Source organism: Pseudomonas sp. 2725, assembly GCF_050434585.1.
Classification (GTDB): Bacteria; Pseudomonadota; Gammaproteobacteria; order Pseudomonadales; family Pseudomonadaceae; genus Aquipseudomonas; species Aquipseudomonas jessenii.
Genome location: NZ_JBNDIV010000001.1, coordinates 543,639 through 559,633 on the forward strand (window position 1 = coordinate 543,639; position 15,995 = coordinate 559,633).

Genomic DNA, 15,995 nt, shown 5'->3' on the forward strand with positions numbered 1-15,995 from the left:
GGATCAACCTCCTCGCGGTGGCGTTTCATCCAGCGCAGTGACGTCCAGCAGTACGCCCGTGCGCGCCACCACCCGGACCTGTTGGCCCAGATGCAGGGGCGAGCGGCTCTGCACTTGCCATTTTTCGCCCTGCAGTTGCACCCAGCCGCTCATAGGCAGGCCCGGCAGCAGCCCCGTCACCGTGACCAGGCTGCCGACCAAGCCTGCATCGCCGCTGACCAGGGCACGGCGTCGGGCCTTGAGCGCCATGCCGACCAGAGTCATCAACAACAGGGCGCTGATCAGTGCCATGCCGATGATCAGCATCAACGGGATGCCGAAGCCTGGTACGTCGGTGTCCATTAAAATCACTGCACCGACTACAAAGGCAACTACTCCACCCAAGCCGATTACACCAAAACTCGGTAGAAATGCCTCGGCGATCATGAAGGCAAGTCCTAGCAGAATCAGTCCGACCCCGGCGTAATTCACGGGTAACAGTTGCAGGGCATACAGCCCCAGCAACAGGCAGATGCCACCGAGTACCCCTCCGACGCCCGATCCCGGGTTCATGAATTCGAATATCAGGCCATAGACCCCGAACATGATCAGCAGCAATGCCACGCTGGGGTTGGTGATCACCACCAGCAGTTGTGTGCGCCAATCAGGCGCATGGTCGATGAGCGCAGCCCCGGCGGTGCTTAGCCTCAACGTTTGACCGGCGACATTCAGGCTCTTACCGTCCAGTTGCTTGAGCAGGTCTGCCACGTCATTGGCCACATAATCGACCACCTTGAGTTTGTGCGCTTCGTCGGCCGACAGGCTCAGCGATTCACGTACCGCTTGTTCGGCCCAGTCGGCATTGCGGCCGCGCAATTGCGCAAGACCACGGATGTAAGCCGCTGCATCGTTGATCTGTTTGCGAGTCAGGGTATCCAGCGGCTCGGGCGGTGAGTTTTTGTCGGTGGCAGGTGCCGTTGGTGGGCGCGGTGGATCGGGCGCGGTCCCGGGCAGGCTGCCGATCTGCACCGGCGTAGCGGCGCCCAGGTTAGTACCCGGGGTCATGGCGGCAATGTGGCTGGCATATAGGATATAGGTGCCGGCGCTGGCCGCACGTGCGCCACTGGGGGCGACGAAACTGGCCACTGGCAGAGGGCTGGCCAGAATCGCCTTAATGATCAAGCGCATCGAAGTGTCCAGCCCGCCGGGGGTGTCAAGGTTGATGACCACCAACTGCGCGCCCTCGGTCACCGCACGCATCAAGCCGCGTTCCACGTAGTCGGCACTGGCCGGACCAATAGCATCGTTGACGGTCAGGACCACGACACTGCCCGCAGCCGTTGCCGAAACCGTCGGTAGCCAGACCAGTATCATCACCAAGAGCAGGCGGCGCCACCAGTGACTGTTCACGGGACCCTCCCAGTTGCGGGTTCGGCAGTCTTCAACCTTCACTTAAAGCGTAGTTGAGTCAGCCATGGACGATACAGGCGCGGCGGTTAGTCCATTGTCTATGGAGATAGGGGGCGCTTCACAACTGTGGCTCAAGCGTGAGTCAATCTACTATCTTTTGATATAAGTGGCGACCGACTTGCGAATTTCCTCCCTCGCCTCATCTGCGCTCCCCCAACGGCCCATCTTCACCCACTTCCCCGGCTCCAACGCCTTGTGGTTTTCAAAATACTCCTGGATCTGGGCGAGCAACATTACAGGAAGGTCTTCCCACTCTTTCACGTTGCTGTACATAGCGCTAAGGCTCTCGTGAGGTACCGCGATTACTCTGGCTCCCGGGCCAGTTTCGTCTGTTGTGTACATCACACCAATTGGACGACTGCGAACTACAACGCCAGGCGATACTGGGTAAGGGCAAATGATCAGTACGTCCAGAGGATCACCATCATCACACTGTGTATTTGGAATAAATCCGTAGTAAGCCGGATAGAGCATCGTTGCGCTGAAAAAACGGTCAACGAAAACCTGGCCACTTATTTTGTCCATCGCGTAAATAACTGGAGAATGGTTTGCAGGGATCTCGATAACTGTAAAAAAATCATCGGGGTTTTCGTTGCCTGCTGTAATGTCCTTATAATTCATGTTCGCACCTCAACAATTTAGAAGACTACCCGCTAATCCCATTTAGTTGGCAGTATTCCTCCCAGTCCATTTCTACCATTTCTGCCACTTCTCGATGGAACTCTAGGGTCAGGTATTTCAGTTCTTCTGGAGACTCTGAAATCATTGTGAGCGTTAGCTCCCACACCTCGATTCCCAGACGCATAGCCTCTTGCTCAAAGGCTGACTCAATGCAAAGTTTTCTTTCGACTTGACTCAGCCCTTCGACAGCGTCATTGAGTGATGAATTACCGTTGAAAAATTTTGAGAGTGCTAATTCTCTCCGTAAATCATCCGAGTTCATCAGCTTCTCCAACACTATGATCCGTCTGGGTATTTTTGCCTCAGCGTGACATGGATGCCGATGGTTAGGCAATCTCAGTGTCATCGAACCAGACTCGGACCATTTTGGTAAAAACAGATGCATCGCATCCCACCAATGATGCCACCACCCACCCGGCTCCCAGCTTCTGGCCGTCATCGTACAGATCCAGTCTTCCGACGATGGTGCCAGCGGCAATGGGGGGCCTCCAGCGGTCCATCAATCTCAGGGTGCGTCTCTACTTTTCGATTCGTGTTTTGGTGAGAGTCAGATCGTCCAGCAACCCCAGCGCAATCAATCGCTGTTTATCTTTCCAGAGCACAGACTATGTAAGTAGACGCATATCGCTGCTGTGACTGCTGATAACGCTTCCCGTTGTCGCGTCGATCAGTATTCAAGCTTTGGCCCCGAAATTTGGCGCCGCAGGAATCATCACCCTGGAGTATTAGTGTCAGCCAGAGCTGGTTAACCCAAACAAGATGCGTTGTTACACAGAGCACGACTAACACAAGCCAGAACAATAGGCATTTCACAAGCAGAAGCCTTTGTTTAACTTAAACAGAAAGTACTGCAAGGCTAGTGCACAGCGCTGGGGCACTCACATTAAGCTAATTAAATTAAATTTAATGTTCAGCCTCTGTTGAATCCGAAGGTCAGTCGGAGATCATTGGGCAGTGAATCAAGACACGGGTACCGCTGTGCATAGCGGCAGGCTGAATATCTAGCGTGTAGCCGTGCAATTTGACGATGGCAGCGACCAACGATAATCCGAGGCCATACCCGGGTTGCATTCTGCTTGAATCTCCTCGATAGAGCCTGCGGATGACGTGTGTGCGGTCCGTCTCGGGTATGCCGGCCCCATCGTCAGCGACTTCAATGATGACCGTTGAACCCTTGATACTTCCCTGCAGTTTGATATGCCCCCCCTCTGGCGTAAATTTGATGGCGTTATCGAGCAAATTGACCAGGGCTTCAAACAGCAACGAAGAGTCGCCATACAGTTGGGGTAGCTCATTGGTAATTTCCAGGGAGAGCGTCTGAGAGCGATCTAGTGCCAGAGGCTCATAAAATTCATGTGCTTGTTGTAACAGCGCCATGATTTGGAACGGTGCAAATGCCGAGCGGCGGCGCATGTCGTCGAGTTCGGCAACCCGAAGCAATCCTTGAAAGCGCACCATGATCGATTCACTTTCCTCAAGGGCCTGATTTAATGTTTGCTCATGATCACTGTCCAAAGGCAGTTGCTGGAGCTGATAAAGCCTTGCTCGCAGCCGTGTCAGTGGCGTACGCAAATCATGGGCGACACCATCGCAGACGCTTTTGACCTCATGCATCAGTTGCTCGATATGATCGAGCATCGTATTCACAGCGCTTGCCAGCATATCCAATTCATCGCGGCGGGCGGACAGGGGTAAACGCTCCGACAAGTTGCCTGAAACGATTCTCTCCGTACAAAGCTGCAAGCGTTTGACACGGCGCAATGGCAGGCGCCGCAATAAATGCCAGCCAATCAATCCGGGGATGAGCGTTAACGAAAATCCCCACATCAATGCCTGCTCAATAATCCCACCAACGGCTGAAATCGAGCCACCGTCGCGTGCCAAAATAAGAATATGTCCGTCGCGGCGCCGTGTTAAAAGGGCATAACTACTTCTTGTTTCTTCATTGGGCAACGCAATACTCAATCCGCGCTCAAGGTAGTGGACCTTGCCATCGTCAGGCAGACTGGAACGTAGTTTGAGCAGGTCTCCTGCGACGTGTTGTCCATCGGATGTGAACAATCCGTAAGCATCGATTCCGGGCGTCGAGTAGGCTTCACTGGCAGCCAGCTCCTTCACCAGTTTTTTATCATTAATTTTTTCATAGTAGTGCGCACGCTGCAGTAATGTCCGCTCTGCAACGGTTCCCAGGTAGTTGGAGATTTCCCAGTACAACACACCAGTAAAAAGTGCCCCCCAAGCGACAAAAAATATGGCGTAGAATCCGATCAATCGACTACCGGATGAGCGCCATTCCTCAGTCTTTGGTAGCAAGGACATAGCCGGCTCCACGTATTGTATGGATGACGGGAGAGCCTTCATCGCCTTCAAGTTTTTTGCGCAGTCGGCCAATGTGAACATCTATGATGTTCGTACCCGGATCAAAGTGATAGCCCCAGACTTCTTCGAATAGCATAGTGCGGGTGACCAGTTGGCCGGCACTGCGCATCAGGTAATTGAGCAGTTTGAACTCAGTCGGAAGCAGCTGGATATGTTCGTCGTTTCGAGTCAATGTGTGCTCAACCAGATCCAATCGCAGGTTTCCACAACTGAGATGCGGGTGGCTGGAGTCGGCACTGCTGCGCCGAAGCAGTGCGTCTAGACGCGCAACCATCTCGATAGGAGAAAATGGTTTGGTCAAATAGTCGTCGCCGCCCGCACGAAGCCCCTTAACGCGCTCATCTACATCTGAAAGCGCACTGATCATCAGGACCGGTGTCTGGATACCAAGGCCCCGCAACGTACTGACAATTGTTAGCCCATCAAAATCGGGAAGCATCCGATCCAGAGTAATGGCGTCGTATCCTCCTGCGATTGCTGAGGCCAGTCCGTCCCGTCCGGTGGCGGCCCATTCAGGACTGAAACCGTGACATTGGAGTGCAGTGATGATGATTTCCGCGGTTACTTTGTCATCCTCTATAACCAACGCACGGCTCATAACTTCCTCCGTTTAATCTGTTTGCATTTCTTCCGGCTCAATGCCAAAAGCCGATGCAGCCGTACCCTAGTGACCAACGCAATGGAGGAAAATTAAATTTTTCTTAACCTACCTTAACGTGGCCGCCTGGTATCGGATGGACATATTCCCAATAGCAGATGCTCAAACGCACTGAAAGGATGAATATGTGCCCCCCTTATCTGGCTTTCTTTTTGTTGGCATTCGGCCTGGACTCAGCATGGATATGCTAGGGAAGCCTAGCGCAAAGCCCCATACGGTAACTGGATAGCTTGTGTATTGGTGGTGCGAGCAGCACAAAATTGAATTGTTTCTGGAGAACATCAGCTTGAGGGTCAACATCCAAAGGCGAAAATTGAGCTGAGTGTTGGCGAGCGGTGCGGCAGATGTCACCCGTGGGCCAGGCGTCTAGTTTGTTAAAAGCTCCTTCAAAGCTACGTTGGTGCCATAGCCACTCGTTGATTGCGACCAGATCGATTCCTGTCTGCCTGATTGCTTAAAAAAATGACTTTTGGCAATATCGATCACCTGCGCTCCTTTGTCAGTTCTCCATCCCTCTCAGCTGGGAACTGCGTAGTTGAGAAGCGCAGATCAACCCGGCTAAGTGCCGGGTTTTTTATTCGCTCGACAAATATTTTGTTCACTTTGAACAATTTTTCGCCGGGCGTAGCGCCGCTACAAGGTTATGCAAAGCTCAGCGTAGATCCCCAGCAGTGAGGTTTCAAAAAACCACCACTGAAGAGATGCGTTTGAACGCTATGAAGGTGTGTAGACCGCCGGATGTCATACAGATGGCCACCACTGCCCCCCAAATAAGGGGCATTTCACCCACTTAAACGATCCCCCCCAAATATCTCCCTCTGCGTAATTCATGTCGCTGATATATCAAAAGTAACTTATTGATAAATCTAAACTTTTTCCATCCCTTTACACTTGGCCCAGCGGTTGCAGCGCCCCCCTATACCGCCGCAGTTGTCGTCCCGACTGAGGCCGGGTGGGTTCGCCTTTTGGGCATGACGAAAGGGGACAAAAATGAAACTTGCTACACTAGGGTTCAGTTCACTCAGCTTGTTACGGAGGCCGGGGGCGATCTCTGTGATGTTGCTCTCTACCAGCCTTGTCTCGGTCAGTGCGGCTCCGCTAGATGATTTCGGCCCGCCGCCGCCGACGGATCCCTCGGCGTTTACCAATCCCCCGGCCGACCCCAAGGCCGCGCTGGATGCCTTGCTGACCTTGCCGCCCGCCAACCAGGGCGCCATCGCCCTGCCCAATGGCGTGTTTGGCGACCGCACCACGCCAACGGCCGACAACGTGCTGCCTCCAGCCCTGCAGACATCCTTCAAAATTCCCACCAACGGCAAGCCCAGCCCGTTGTTCGGGGCCCAGCCGTACACTCAGCAACTGCTGCTGCTCGAAGAATTCGGCACGGAAAAACTCGACCCGACACTGCCTGCACCGCCCCTGACCTTCCCGGTTCCAATCGTCGGCCCGGCGCCCACCCAGGACCCGAACAACATCGCCCGCAGCGGCCCTTCGGCCGCGGCGCTGGAAGCCTTCTTGCGCCAGCCGGGGCTGTACCCGTTTCCGGCGCAGTATTCCAACGTGCTCGATCGCAATCCGTGGAAAGCGCAGATCGAAGCTTTCCTCAACCGCCATCCGGTGGGCTCGCCGGCCGAAGGTCGTCCGCCAGGAAAAGGCTGGTCGCACCAGCGCTGGAACGAGTTCTACCCACAGGTCGCCTTCAAGACCGCTCAAGCCGGCGCCAAGCTCAACGGCGGCATGCGCGACCGACGACAATTGCACAACTACGCCGTCGGTGAGTTCGGACCCGGTGGGCTCTACAACCAGACCTCGGCCACCCCGGTCATTACGGGCACCACCAAAGGCATAAATGTCCGTTTTCACCCCAACATGCCGATTCAGAACCACAAGGCGCTCTGGACCTTCGACGGCACCTTTCCGCCAAAACTGTTGATGGTGCGGTACGGCCAAACCGTGCTGTTGCGCCACTACAACGCCCTGCCGATTGATCCGTCGGCCAACATGGGGTTTGGCCTGCACACCCTCACCACCCACGAACACAACGGCCACACTCCAGGCGAAAGCGACGGTTTTGCCAATGCGTTTTTCTTTCCGGGACAGTACTACGACTATCGCTGGCCGCTGCAACTGGCCGGTTACGACACCATCAACACCAGCGCTCAGGATCCGCGCGCGGCGTTCCCCTGCGCCCCCGGCGAAACCCTGTATGTCAACGATGCCACGCCGGGCCTCAAGACCTGCAACAACGGCAGCATCAAGATCCGTGGCGACTGGCGTGAAACCATGAGTACCCACTGGTTCCATGACCACATGCTCGATTTCACCGCGCAGAACGTCTACAAGGGCAACGCGGTGATGATGAATTACTACAGCGCTCTGGATCGCGGTAACGAAGCCTTCGAAGACGGCGTCAACCTGCGTCTGCCCAGCGGTTCGGCATTGCCCTGGGGCAACCGCGACTATGACGTCAACCTGATAGTGGCCGACAAGGCTTGGGACACCAATGGCCAGCTGTGGTTCAACCCGTTCAACACCGATGGATTTCTCGGCGATCAGATTCTGGTCAACTGGCTGTACCAGCCGCGCCTGAACGTGCGGGCACGCAGCTATCGCTTCCGCATCCTCAATGCTTCGGTGTCGCGCGATTTCAGGATCGCGCTGGTGCGTGAAATCGCCGGCTCCGGCGGTGAATTCCCCGGCCCGACCGGTTCCGGCCTGTCTTACACCCGCGTGCCGTTCCACATGATCGCCAACGACGGCAACCTTATGGAACACGCCGTGCCGTTCGACGGCAGCATGGACCTGGACGCTGACGGCGATGTGCAGGACCACAACGCTATCCTGCCCACCCAGAGCATCGCCGAGCGTTACGACATCATCGTCAACTTCGCGAAAAACGGGATCAAGACCGGCGACAAGTTGTATTTCGTCAACCTGATGGAGCACCACGACGGCAAGGGTCCAGAGGCTGTACCGCTGAGCCTGGCCGATGTCTTGTCTGGCAAGTACAAGGCAGTGCTCAAGCTGGGCAGCAAAGGGTTGGAATGGGACGCCGGCGATCCGGCGGTGGGCAAGTTCTTGCAGATGGTGGTCCAGCCTTATTCTGGCCAGGACGTGAGCATGAACCCCGCTGACTACGAACCCGCCAAACCGGGCAAACCGGCCGGCAAGAGCATGATCCCGCTGACCCTCAACCGCGACGACCTGACGGTGCAGGCCAAATTGAAACTGGCGCGGCATCGCGAGTTCATCTTTGGCCGCTCCGATGGCACCGACGAACAACCCTGGACCATCAAGACCGACGGCGGTCCAGGCTTCCCCATGGACCCACGCCGGATCAGCGCCGCCCCGCAACTGGCCAACGGTCCGACCCCGGCCGGGTTCTCCGGCGACGGCACCCTGGAAGTGTGGAAAATCAGGAACGGCGGCGACGGCTGGAGTCACCCGGTGCACGTGCATTTCGAAGAAGGCATCATCCTCAACCGTGACGGCAAAGCGCCGCCGGAATGGGAAAAATGGGCACGCAAGGACGTCTATAACATCGGCGTAGGAATCGACAGCTCGCAGGACGTGGACATTGCGATCCGCTTCCGCGAATTCGCCGGGACCTACATGGAGCACTGCCACAACACCCAGCATGAGGACACGGCCATGCTGCTGCGCTGGGATGTCGAGCACCCCGGCCAGTTCCAGTTGATGCCAACGCCCCTGCCCGGCTGGGACGGCGTCAACTACGTCAACTCCGCCGCGCTGCCGACCTTCCGCACTGGAGATAAACGTGTCGAGGACGTCGATAACCAAAAACCGATCGCCAACCCCGACAGCGCCATCAGTAACACCGGCCAACCGGTGACCATCAACGTGCTGGCCAACGACACCGACCCTGACGGTAACGTGCCACTTAAAGTGGTGGGTCTGGAGCAACCGGACTCCGGCAAGGGCGCGGTCAGCACCGATGGTCTGCGCGTGATCTACACACCACCGGCCACGATCCCCACGCCGTTCACCGCGACCTTTACCTATCAGGCCAGCGATGCCAAGGGCGCGGAGTCGGCACCGGCGACGGTGTCCGTGGCGGTCTCGGCAGCGGTCAACGAGAACCTGATCGTCACCAGCGCTACCGTTACCGCCCGCAGCAACAGCCGCTACTACTGGGTTCTGTCCGGCACCACCTCCCGTGGCACGGGCAATACCATCACGGCGACTGCCACGACCACAACTGGTACAGTGAACCTTGGCACCGCCACCCTGACACGTACGCCTACAGGCGCTCGTTGGCGAATAGCGGTGACGACCGTCGGCAGTGGCCCGTCGTCTAGCCCGACGGCGACCATCAAATCAGCCTTCGGCAAGACTGTGACGGTGCCAATTACCCGTCGTTGAAGTGGGCGGGCGTTGTGCGTGGGAAAATAAGCACGTTGTAAATCACCAGGACGCAATGGCTAACTAGTCATTGCGTCGATGGGTTTTCACAGTTGGATATTGATATAAGGCACGACCCTTAGAACTTCGTCTTCCCCCAGATCAGTCCGATGATTGCCGCTATAGCCGACGCGGCGAGCACACTGAGTTTTGCCGCAGACAGTAGCGTCGGATCAGGAAATGCCAACGACGCAATGAAAATGGACATGGTGAATCCGATACCGGCCAGCAGCCCCACCAGTCCGACCCCTGTCCACGTCACGCCTTCGGGCAGCTCACAGATTTGAGTTTGACGAGCGCTATGCTGGCCAGAATGATTCCAAGGGGCTTGCCCAGAACCAGTGCCAGTATCACCCCCATGAACACACTCAGCGAAACGGCATCGTCAAGTCGGTTACCCACCAGACTCACCCCTGCGTTTGTCTGTGCAAAAAGGGGCATAACGCCAAACGCTACCCATGAGTGCAATCCTGCTTGGACTCGTTGCACGGGAGCCAGTATTTCCTGCTCGGCGTGCCGGAGTTGCTTCAGCGGTTTAACCACTGCTTGCGGGTTGCTCCCTGAATGGGAAAGTCGTTCCACCAGTTCATGTAACGTACGTCCGATGGTGTCTAGCGGGCGCTCAGTTGTGGGCTTGGAGTTGGTAGGGGGTCGTCAGTCCGAGAATGACGCCCGCGAGCGTTGGGTGCACACCGGTTTTCAGGAGACCAAGCCGAACAACGGCGCCAGGCAATACGTACGCATAGACCTTGCTGATACCCATTCGCTGAAAGGCCAGCCCCAGTACCAGTCCACTCACGGCCACCACCAACCCGAGATAGTCAAGGGTCGAGGTATAGAACATCGCGATGATCAGGATGGCGACAATGTCGTCGATAATGGCCAGTGCCAACAACAGAACACGCATACTGCCCGGAATCGACTTTCCTAAGAGCGCAAGAACACCCACTGCGAACGCAATATCGGTGGCGGTCGGCACAGCCCATCCTGCACTACCCTCCGTTCCGTGATTGAAAAGCATATAGATGATCGCCGGTACCAACACGCCGCCCAATGCCGCTCCAAGAGGCAACGTCGCCAACTTGAGGTTTGCAAGCGCTCCGTTATGAATTTCCTGGCGTATCTCCGCGCCAACCACAAGAAAAAAAAACAGCCATCAGCCCATTATTGACCAAAAAGTGCAGCGAACACGAGATCGTAAAGTTGCCTAAACCCAAGGTGAGTTGGGTGTTCCAGAAATGCTCGTAGGAGCCGGGAAATGGGCTGTTCGCCCAAATCAGCGCAACCATTGCAGCAAGTAATAGAACGACACCGCTGACGGCTTCGATATGTGAAAACCGCTCAATCGCGGTGAGGGCGCGTGCGGTTAACATCTGGGGACGTGGGATCGAGAGGGACACTGAGCTTTTATCAGGCACATTGACTCTCCGTTGGCGGTCCGACCAACGTTTGAGCATTAACCTGCGATGTGCCGTATGCAGCAACGCTCCCAACCCGATGGGAGGTAGCTTACGAGCGGGATGCAATTCTCCCCAGCAATGAGCCCTCTGACGACTAAAACACTCCATCGAAGGACGATTCGGGCTGCTCTCGTAGCCGGTTATCTGTCCGAAATACCTGATTGGGCCTGAGCACGTAAACCTCCCATCAGACAGTGCGAGGGCACGCGTCAAAGCATCATTTGATGCCGAACGGGCGATCCAGCGACATTGCCCCACCACCCCGTGCGACGATAAGCAATAGCAGGCCTGCCCAGGAAAGGTGTGTTGGCCAGGCGTCAGGGTAGACAAACACTTGGATCACAAACGTCATGCCCAGCAACGCGAATGCTGATAGTCGTGAGAACAGGCCCAGTACAAGAAGCAGTGAAAACAAATGTTCACTGTAGGTAGCAAGATGCGCGGCCAGTTCCGCAGAGATAAATGGCAGTGAGTATTCTGTGCGAAACAGCTCATAGGTACTGGGCGTGATCGTCAAAAAACCACTGACTTTGGTGCGTCCTGAAATCAAGAAAATGGCCGCGATGGATAGGCGAGCAACCAGCACCAATAGCGAGTCACCGATCATCAAGCCAAGTCGGTCTGCAATGCGGTTCCACATGCCGCGCACGGACTTATCGGCGGTGGGCGACGTATTTCGTGTCACGTCCATGATGTCTCCGTTGGTTAATCTTCAGAGAGAGCTGTGTGTGTTTACAGCGACGAACGCGTCGGCACTGAGCAAGCGGGCAATGAGGTCTACCAGATCCCAATCAGACTGAACTTCAAGGGCTTTTTCTGCGGCCAATTCAATAGGCAGGTATGCCGCGCAGGCGTCTAGAAAAGTGCAATCCGCAGCACTGGTGGCCTCCCAACAAACCCGGCCTTGCTTGCGCGTCAGAAGCGCTCCTTCGCCGCGCCAGTCGAGTTCGTCAGGCATGTCCCGCTGTTCGCGATTGAAGCGCCAGATGGTGTAGACCGGGTGGTCTGGGAACCAGGCCCAACGGGAAGCTGCTCTCAGTATGAGCCGGCTACGGGCCAACTCTTTTTGGGACAGGCTCGCTAACGCGTTCGGGTTAATGTCGGGTTCATCTTTAGCGCAATGGACTTGTGTCCAAAGCAGATCCAGGCGGCCAACGTCGCCCAGATAAGGCATTTCTCGCGCATGCTCAAACGCGTCGAGAAAATCCGGGAAATCAGCGCCGTAGCGCAGCAGTCGGGAATCCGTCGGTGGCGACTGCCGGGCATAGATCGCTGCAGCGGCCTTAAGCCACTCTGTCCCGACCAAACGCTCGATGGTGGGAAAGTTCGCGAGTAATGCATCCGTGGAACCTTTCAATACGGTATTGCGGTACACCAAAAAACCGGGCTGTTCGATTAGTGCAGTCATTTCAGTCGAATTTCGCTCATATAATGCATCGACGAATGCATCCTGAAATCTTGCAAGTGAGGTGTTCATATCGTCACTTCCGATGGTCGCCTCTTACCGATGTTCAAAAGTGTCTGTGCTCTGTCTCGTTCAGCCAGCAAGACGTCGAACCCTGGGATATTGTCGTCGCGCTCGATCAAGGTCGGGCGCATGCCGATCCGTTCGATAACGCGTTGATACAGCAACCAGACGTCGTCAGCGATGGGGGCATCGTGAGTATCTATTAGCAACCGCGTATCTCCCGGATCCACTGCGTGGCCTGCCAAATGGATCTCCACGATTGCCTTGGCCGGGAAGGCATCCAGATACGTTCCTGCATCAAAACCCAAGTTATGCGCGCTGATGTGGACGTTATTGACATCCAGCAGTAACCCGCAGCCAGTTCTCGCGCTAAGTTCGATCAAGAAGTCGATTTCGCTGAATTCATGACCATCCAGGCGTAGATAATGGGTAGGGTTTTCAATGGCAATAGGACGTCCCAGGGCGTCTTGTGTCCGTTGGATATTGCTTACGATGCGCTGTAATGTCTCGACCGTGCGAGGGAATGGCAGTAGGTCAGGGTGATACTGACCACGCCATGCTGACCAAGCCAGGTGCTCGGAAATCAACGCAGGCTGAACGTGATCTGCCAGCGCTTTCAGGCGCTTCAAATGGTTTTCGTCTGGCGGACAATCGGCAGCCAGTGAAAGTGAAACGCCGTGCAGCGACAGCGGGTGTTGATTCCCAATTGCCTCCAGCCATGCGAGACGGGGGCCACCACCTACCATGTAGTTTTCCGGATGAACTTCGAACCAGAGCCCCTCAGTCGTGCAGTCAAGCGCATCTGAGTAATGATTCGGTTTCAGGCCGAGCCCGGCCCCCATCTGGCGTTCTGTTTTCATGGTTGGTGTGCCCCCGTGGCATTACGATTACTTGGGTTCGAGAGTGCCCATGCCTTTTGGAGTCTTGATGGAGGTACAAGTACCCGCAGGGACGTTTTTCCAGGCATTAGGCTGGTAGTCCACTTTGGCGGTGCCTGCGCAGGTGGTACCTGCACCCGCCTTGCAATCGTTCTTGCCCGCCAGGGCGACGCCGTAACATTTCTCCATGGCGCCTGCGGCAGCAGGAGTCTCTGCGGCCATAGCACCTGCAGCGAATGTAGAGAAGGCAACAGCGAGGGCGGCAAGCTTGAGATTGTTCATGGTTGTGTCTCCAGATGATGGGGGCTGGTCGTCGCATCAGCGCTTGAGTACCGTGCTTGCGATCCAAAAGGTAGTTCGATGGTTTTTCACTTCCGGTTACAGTGACCGCAAAATATTTCTCAAACCTGCAAAATTGATTCGCTTGTTACCTTATGCCGATTAACGCATGTTAGATCCGCCGCCCGTCACTAGCGCCGACATCATGCAGGAGCGAGATATTTTTACTTTTCGTGTAACCAGAGCGAACGATGGAACGAACTACACATAACGACGTGTTGCACAGTCGAGAGCTCCACCTTCAGGCTCTGTTTATCTCAGGTCTGGACGGAGATGAGCGGTCTTATCGAATGTTTTTATCGGAGTTAAGTGGTCATCTTCGCGGTTTTTTACGCTCGAGACTTCAGCAGCGACCTGGTGAAGTCGAGGATTTGCTGCAAGAGGTTTTGCTGGCCGTTCATAATGCGCGCCAGACCTATCGGATAGACCAACCGCTGACGGCTTGGGTTTTTGCCATTGCGCGTTACAAACTCACCGATTTTTTCCGAGGGCGGTCACGTCATGACGTGTTCAACGATGCCCTCGATGATGCAGCAAAGCTATTTGCCGAGCCACATCTTGAACCTGCCCAAGCCAGTCGCGACCTAGGCAGGTTGCTTGAGCAGCTACCTGAACGTCAGCGTCTACCTATCGTGCACGTGAAAATAGAAGGGCTGTCTGTTACTGAAACCGCTCAAATGACGGGGTTATCTGAGTCTGCGGTGAAGATTGGGATACACCGAGGGCTTAAAGCTCTGGCGTTAAGAGTTAGAGGTGCACGATGAATACTGATGACTTTATTTCCCTGCTCGCATCGGGTGTGGCCCCGGTTGACCGCAGGACGCTCGCTAAGCGATTCAGCAGCGCGGTGCTGGCCGGCCTCCTAGGCGCCACTTTGCTGGTAATAGCAATAATGGGTGTTCGGCCAGACCTGGGCCAGGTCATTGCTACACCAATTTTTTGGGCTAAGATCGCCTTTCCGCTCTGTCTGATGATCGGTACGCTGAGCATGGTAATGAGGCTAGCAAGACCTGGAATCGCCTCAGGCCCCGGCAAAATTCTGATTTTTGCCGCAGTCGCTTCGGTTTGGGGCGGATCTATCTATGTGCTCTTGGTAGCCCCACCTGACGACCGCATTGCGATCATTTTCGGCGAAACCTGGCAGGTATGCGCACTCAACATAACCTTGCTGTCGATTCCGGGGTTTATCGCTATGTTTTGGGCGCTACGCGGTCTCGCGCCAACCAACCTGACGCTCTCAGGAGCCTGTGGCGGACTGCTGGCAGGCTCAATGGCAACGATTGCTTATTCCCTTGGCTGCCCCGAAATGCAGATACCATTTTGGGGAGTGTGGTACTTGTTGGGCATGCTGGTGCCGACGGTACTAGGCGCATTACTCGGTCGACGCTGGCTGCGCTGGTAGCAGATCGTGGGCATCACCCGCGCTGGCGGTCAGCAATATCTACCGACACCATCACTTCAGGCGATGCGTGATACCGGACGCATATTGGGATCAAGCAGATGAGCTCGCTGAACAATCATGATTCATGCCTACTGCTTTGTAAGCGACCTGCTTTGGGTCACTCAAAATAGCGGCTGGCAGAGGGCGTTGGTAAGGGACGCGCCTTGGTTGCCGCTCAGTTGCTTCTCGATTGCGCTGTAGAGAACTCGATCGTTAACAGGATACGCGAAAACCTAATTGAGGTTAGTCATCACCCTTAAGGTCGCCGTATCCACCGGGCAGCTCCATCCACTCATCCAGAGCTGAAAGCTGTCTCGCAACAGCGGCATCCCAATCAGGGCCTACAGCCATATTTTTTTTCATCAAGTCATTGATGACCGCTGTCGCCCGTTCATACTCATGATGTATTTCCAAAGCTTTAGCTAAAAACTCTTCTTGCCGATTCATAGGGTCTCCTTACGATCAGGGGATAATTCACTACGTTCAACACTAGCTGAAATTTTCAGTCCTCCAATGGCCCATAGCTATCTGCGGCTCGACCATCCAGACAAGGCATAGGGTTCGTTTCTGATTCAGAAAGAAAGGCAGCCCATGCCTCGTATGCCTGTTTCTGTCGTTCGGCAGCTTCGCTCCACGGATCGCCAGTGATTTTCCGTGCTGATACCAGCATCATCATGTGATTTGTAGCCGCGTCCAGCTCCAGCAAAAGATGGTGAGACTTGAAGCGGAAATCATCGATATTGATCATGAAGTGATAGCTCCAAGATAGGACTGGCTCGGCACTAGGAGCCGCTATCCCTATGGGTCAGTGTGGCACCAA

Annotated in this window: 16 protein-coding genes and 1 pseudogene; 3 read left to right on the forward strand and 14 right to left on the reverse strand. The window is 55.4% G+C overall.

What is annotated here, in order from left to right:
- Nucleotides 1-3 precede the first annotated feature (3 nt).
- The 5 genes from ABIE16_RS02550 to ABIE16_RS02570 form a co-directional block, all read right to left on the reverse strand.
- A complete protein-coding gene (locus tag ABIE16_RS02550; RefSeq protein ID WP_429520503.1) occupies nt 4-1,389 on the reverse strand; it encodes an NfeD family protein in 1,386 nt (461 codons plus the stop codon).
- Between the two features lie 150 nt (nt 1,390-1,539).
- Nucleotides 1,540-2,070, reverse strand: coding sequence for an inorganic diphosphatase (gene ppa, locus ABIE16_RS02555; protein ID WP_429520504.1), 531 nt, complete (start codon nt 2,068-2,070; stop codon nt 1,540-1,542).
- Between the two features lie 25 nt (nt 2,071-2,095).
- Nucleotides 2,096-2,392 (reverse strand): DUF6388 family protein, encoded by a 297-nt coding sequence (locus ABIE16_RS02560; protein WP_429520505.1) that lies wholly within the window; start codon nt 2,390-2,392, stop codon nt 2,096-2,098.
- 671 nt (nt 2,393-3,063) lie between these two features.
- A complete protein-coding gene (locus tag ABIE16_RS02565; RefSeq protein WP_429520506.1) occupies nt 3,064-4,449 on the reverse strand; it encodes a sensor histidine kinase in 1,386 nt (461 codons plus the stop codon).
- Nucleotides 4,427-5,107, reverse strand: coding sequence for a response regulator transcription factor (locus ABIE16_RS02570; RefSeq protein ID WP_095964895.1), 681 nt, complete (start codon nt 5,105-5,107; stop codon nt 4,427-4,429). Before ABIE16_RS02570 ends, ABIE16_RS02565 begins: the two co-directional genes overlap by 23 nt.
- A gap of 1,050 nt (nt 5,108-6,157) precedes the next feature.
- Between ABIE16_RS02570 and ABIE16_RS02575 the strand changes: the two genes are divergently transcribed.
- The gene (locus ABIE16_RS02575) at nt 6,158-9,550 is read left to right on the forward strand and encodes an Ig-like domain-containing protein (protein ID WP_429520507.1); all 3,393 of its coding nucleotides are present in this window, start codon (nt 6,158-6,160) and stop codon (nt 9,548-9,550) included.
- A 118-nt stretch (nt 9,551-9,668) separates the two neighbouring features.
- Here the strand turns inward: ABIE16_RS02575 and ABIE16_RS02580 are convergent.
- The 7 genes and pseudogenes from ABIE16_RS02580 to ABIE16_RS02610 form a co-directional block, all read right to left on the reverse strand.
- A pseudogene (locus ABIE16_RS02580) lies at nt 9,669-10,171 on the reverse strand (Na+/H+ antiporter NhaA).
- A 40-nt stretch (nt 10,172-10,211) separates the two neighbouring features.
- The gene (locus ABIE16_RS02585; protein WP_429520508.1) at nt 10,212-10,727 is read right to left on the reverse strand and encodes a Na+/H+ antiporter NhaA; all 516 of its coding nucleotides are present in this window, start codon (nt 10,725-10,727) and stop codon (nt 10,212-10,214) included.
- Nucleotides 10,693-11,007 carry a Na+/H+ antiporter NhaA gene (locus ABIE16_RS02590; protein WP_429520509.1) on the reverse strand — a complete coding sequence of 105 codons (315 nt, stop codon included), beginning with the start codon at nt 11,005-11,007 and terminating at the stop codon, nt 10,693-10,695. Before ABIE16_RS02590 ends, ABIE16_RS02585 begins: the two co-directional genes overlap by 35 nt.
- 259 nt (nt 11,008-11,266) lie before the next feature.
- Nucleotides 11,267-11,740 (reverse strand): DoxX family protein, encoded by a 474-nt coding sequence (locus tag ABIE16_RS02595; protein ID WP_429520510.1) that lies wholly within the window; start codon nt 11,738-11,740, stop codon nt 11,267-11,269.
- 21 nt (nt 11,741-11,761) lie between these two features.
- Nucleotides 11,762-12,526 carry an HvfC/BufC family peptide modification chaperone gene (locus tag ABIE16_RS02600; protein WP_429520511.1) on the reverse strand — a complete coding sequence of 255 codons (765 nt, stop codon included), beginning with the start codon at nt 12,524-12,526 and terminating at the stop codon, nt 11,762-11,764.
- Nucleotides 12,523-13,377: an MNIO family bufferin maturase gene (gene bufB / locus ABIE16_RS02605; RefSeq protein WP_429520512.1), complete on the reverse strand. Its 855-nt coding sequence runs from the start codon at nt 13,375-13,377 to the stop codon at nt 12,523-12,525. The genes ABIE16_RS02600 and bufB overlap by 4 nt, the downstream gene beginning before the upstream one ends.
- Nucleotides 13,378-13,404: 27 nt before the next feature.
- The gene (locus ABIE16_RS02610; RefSeq protein ID WP_429520513.1) at nt 13,405-13,677 is read right to left on the reverse strand and encodes a BufA1 family periplasmic bufferin-type metallophore; all 273 of its coding nucleotides are present in this window, start codon (nt 13,675-13,677) and stop codon (nt 13,405-13,407) included.
- A gap of 248 nt (nt 13,678-13,925) precedes the next feature.
- Here ABIE16_RS02610 and ABIE16_RS02615 point away from each other — a divergent pair, with 248 nt between their 5' ends.
- Both ABIE16_RS02615 and ABIE16_RS02620 read left to right on the forward strand, forming a co-directional pair.
- Nucleotides 13,926-14,498, forward strand: a complete 573-nt coding sequence (locus tag ABIE16_RS02615) for a sigma-70 family RNA polymerase sigma factor (RefSeq protein ID WP_429520514.1) — start codon at nt 13,926-13,928, stop codon at nt 14,496-14,498.
- Nucleotides 14,495-15,136 (forward strand): DUF1109 domain-containing protein, encoded by a 642-nt coding sequence (locus ABIE16_RS02620; protein WP_429520515.1) that lies wholly within the window; start codon nt 14,495-14,497, stop codon nt 15,134-15,136. The genes ABIE16_RS02615 and ABIE16_RS02620 overlap by 4 nt, the downstream gene beginning before the upstream one ends.
- 282 nt (nt 15,137-15,418) lie before the next feature.
- Here the strand turns inward: ABIE16_RS02620 and ABIE16_RS02625 are convergent, their stop codons facing one another.
- Both ABIE16_RS02625 and ABIE16_RS02630 read right to left on the reverse strand, forming a co-directional pair.
- Entirely contained in the window at nt 15,419-15,622 is a 204-nt protein-coding gene (locus ABIE16_RS02625) for a hypothetical protein (protein WP_429520516.1), read from the reverse strand.
- Nucleotides 15,623-15,677: 55 nt separating this feature from the next.
- Nucleotides 15,678-15,923 (reverse strand): hypothetical protein, encoded by a 246-nt coding sequence (locus ABIE16_RS02630; RefSeq protein ID WP_429520517.1) that lies wholly within the window; start codon nt 15,921-15,923, stop codon nt 15,678-15,680.
- Nucleotides 15,924-15,995: the final 72 nt, after the last annotated feature.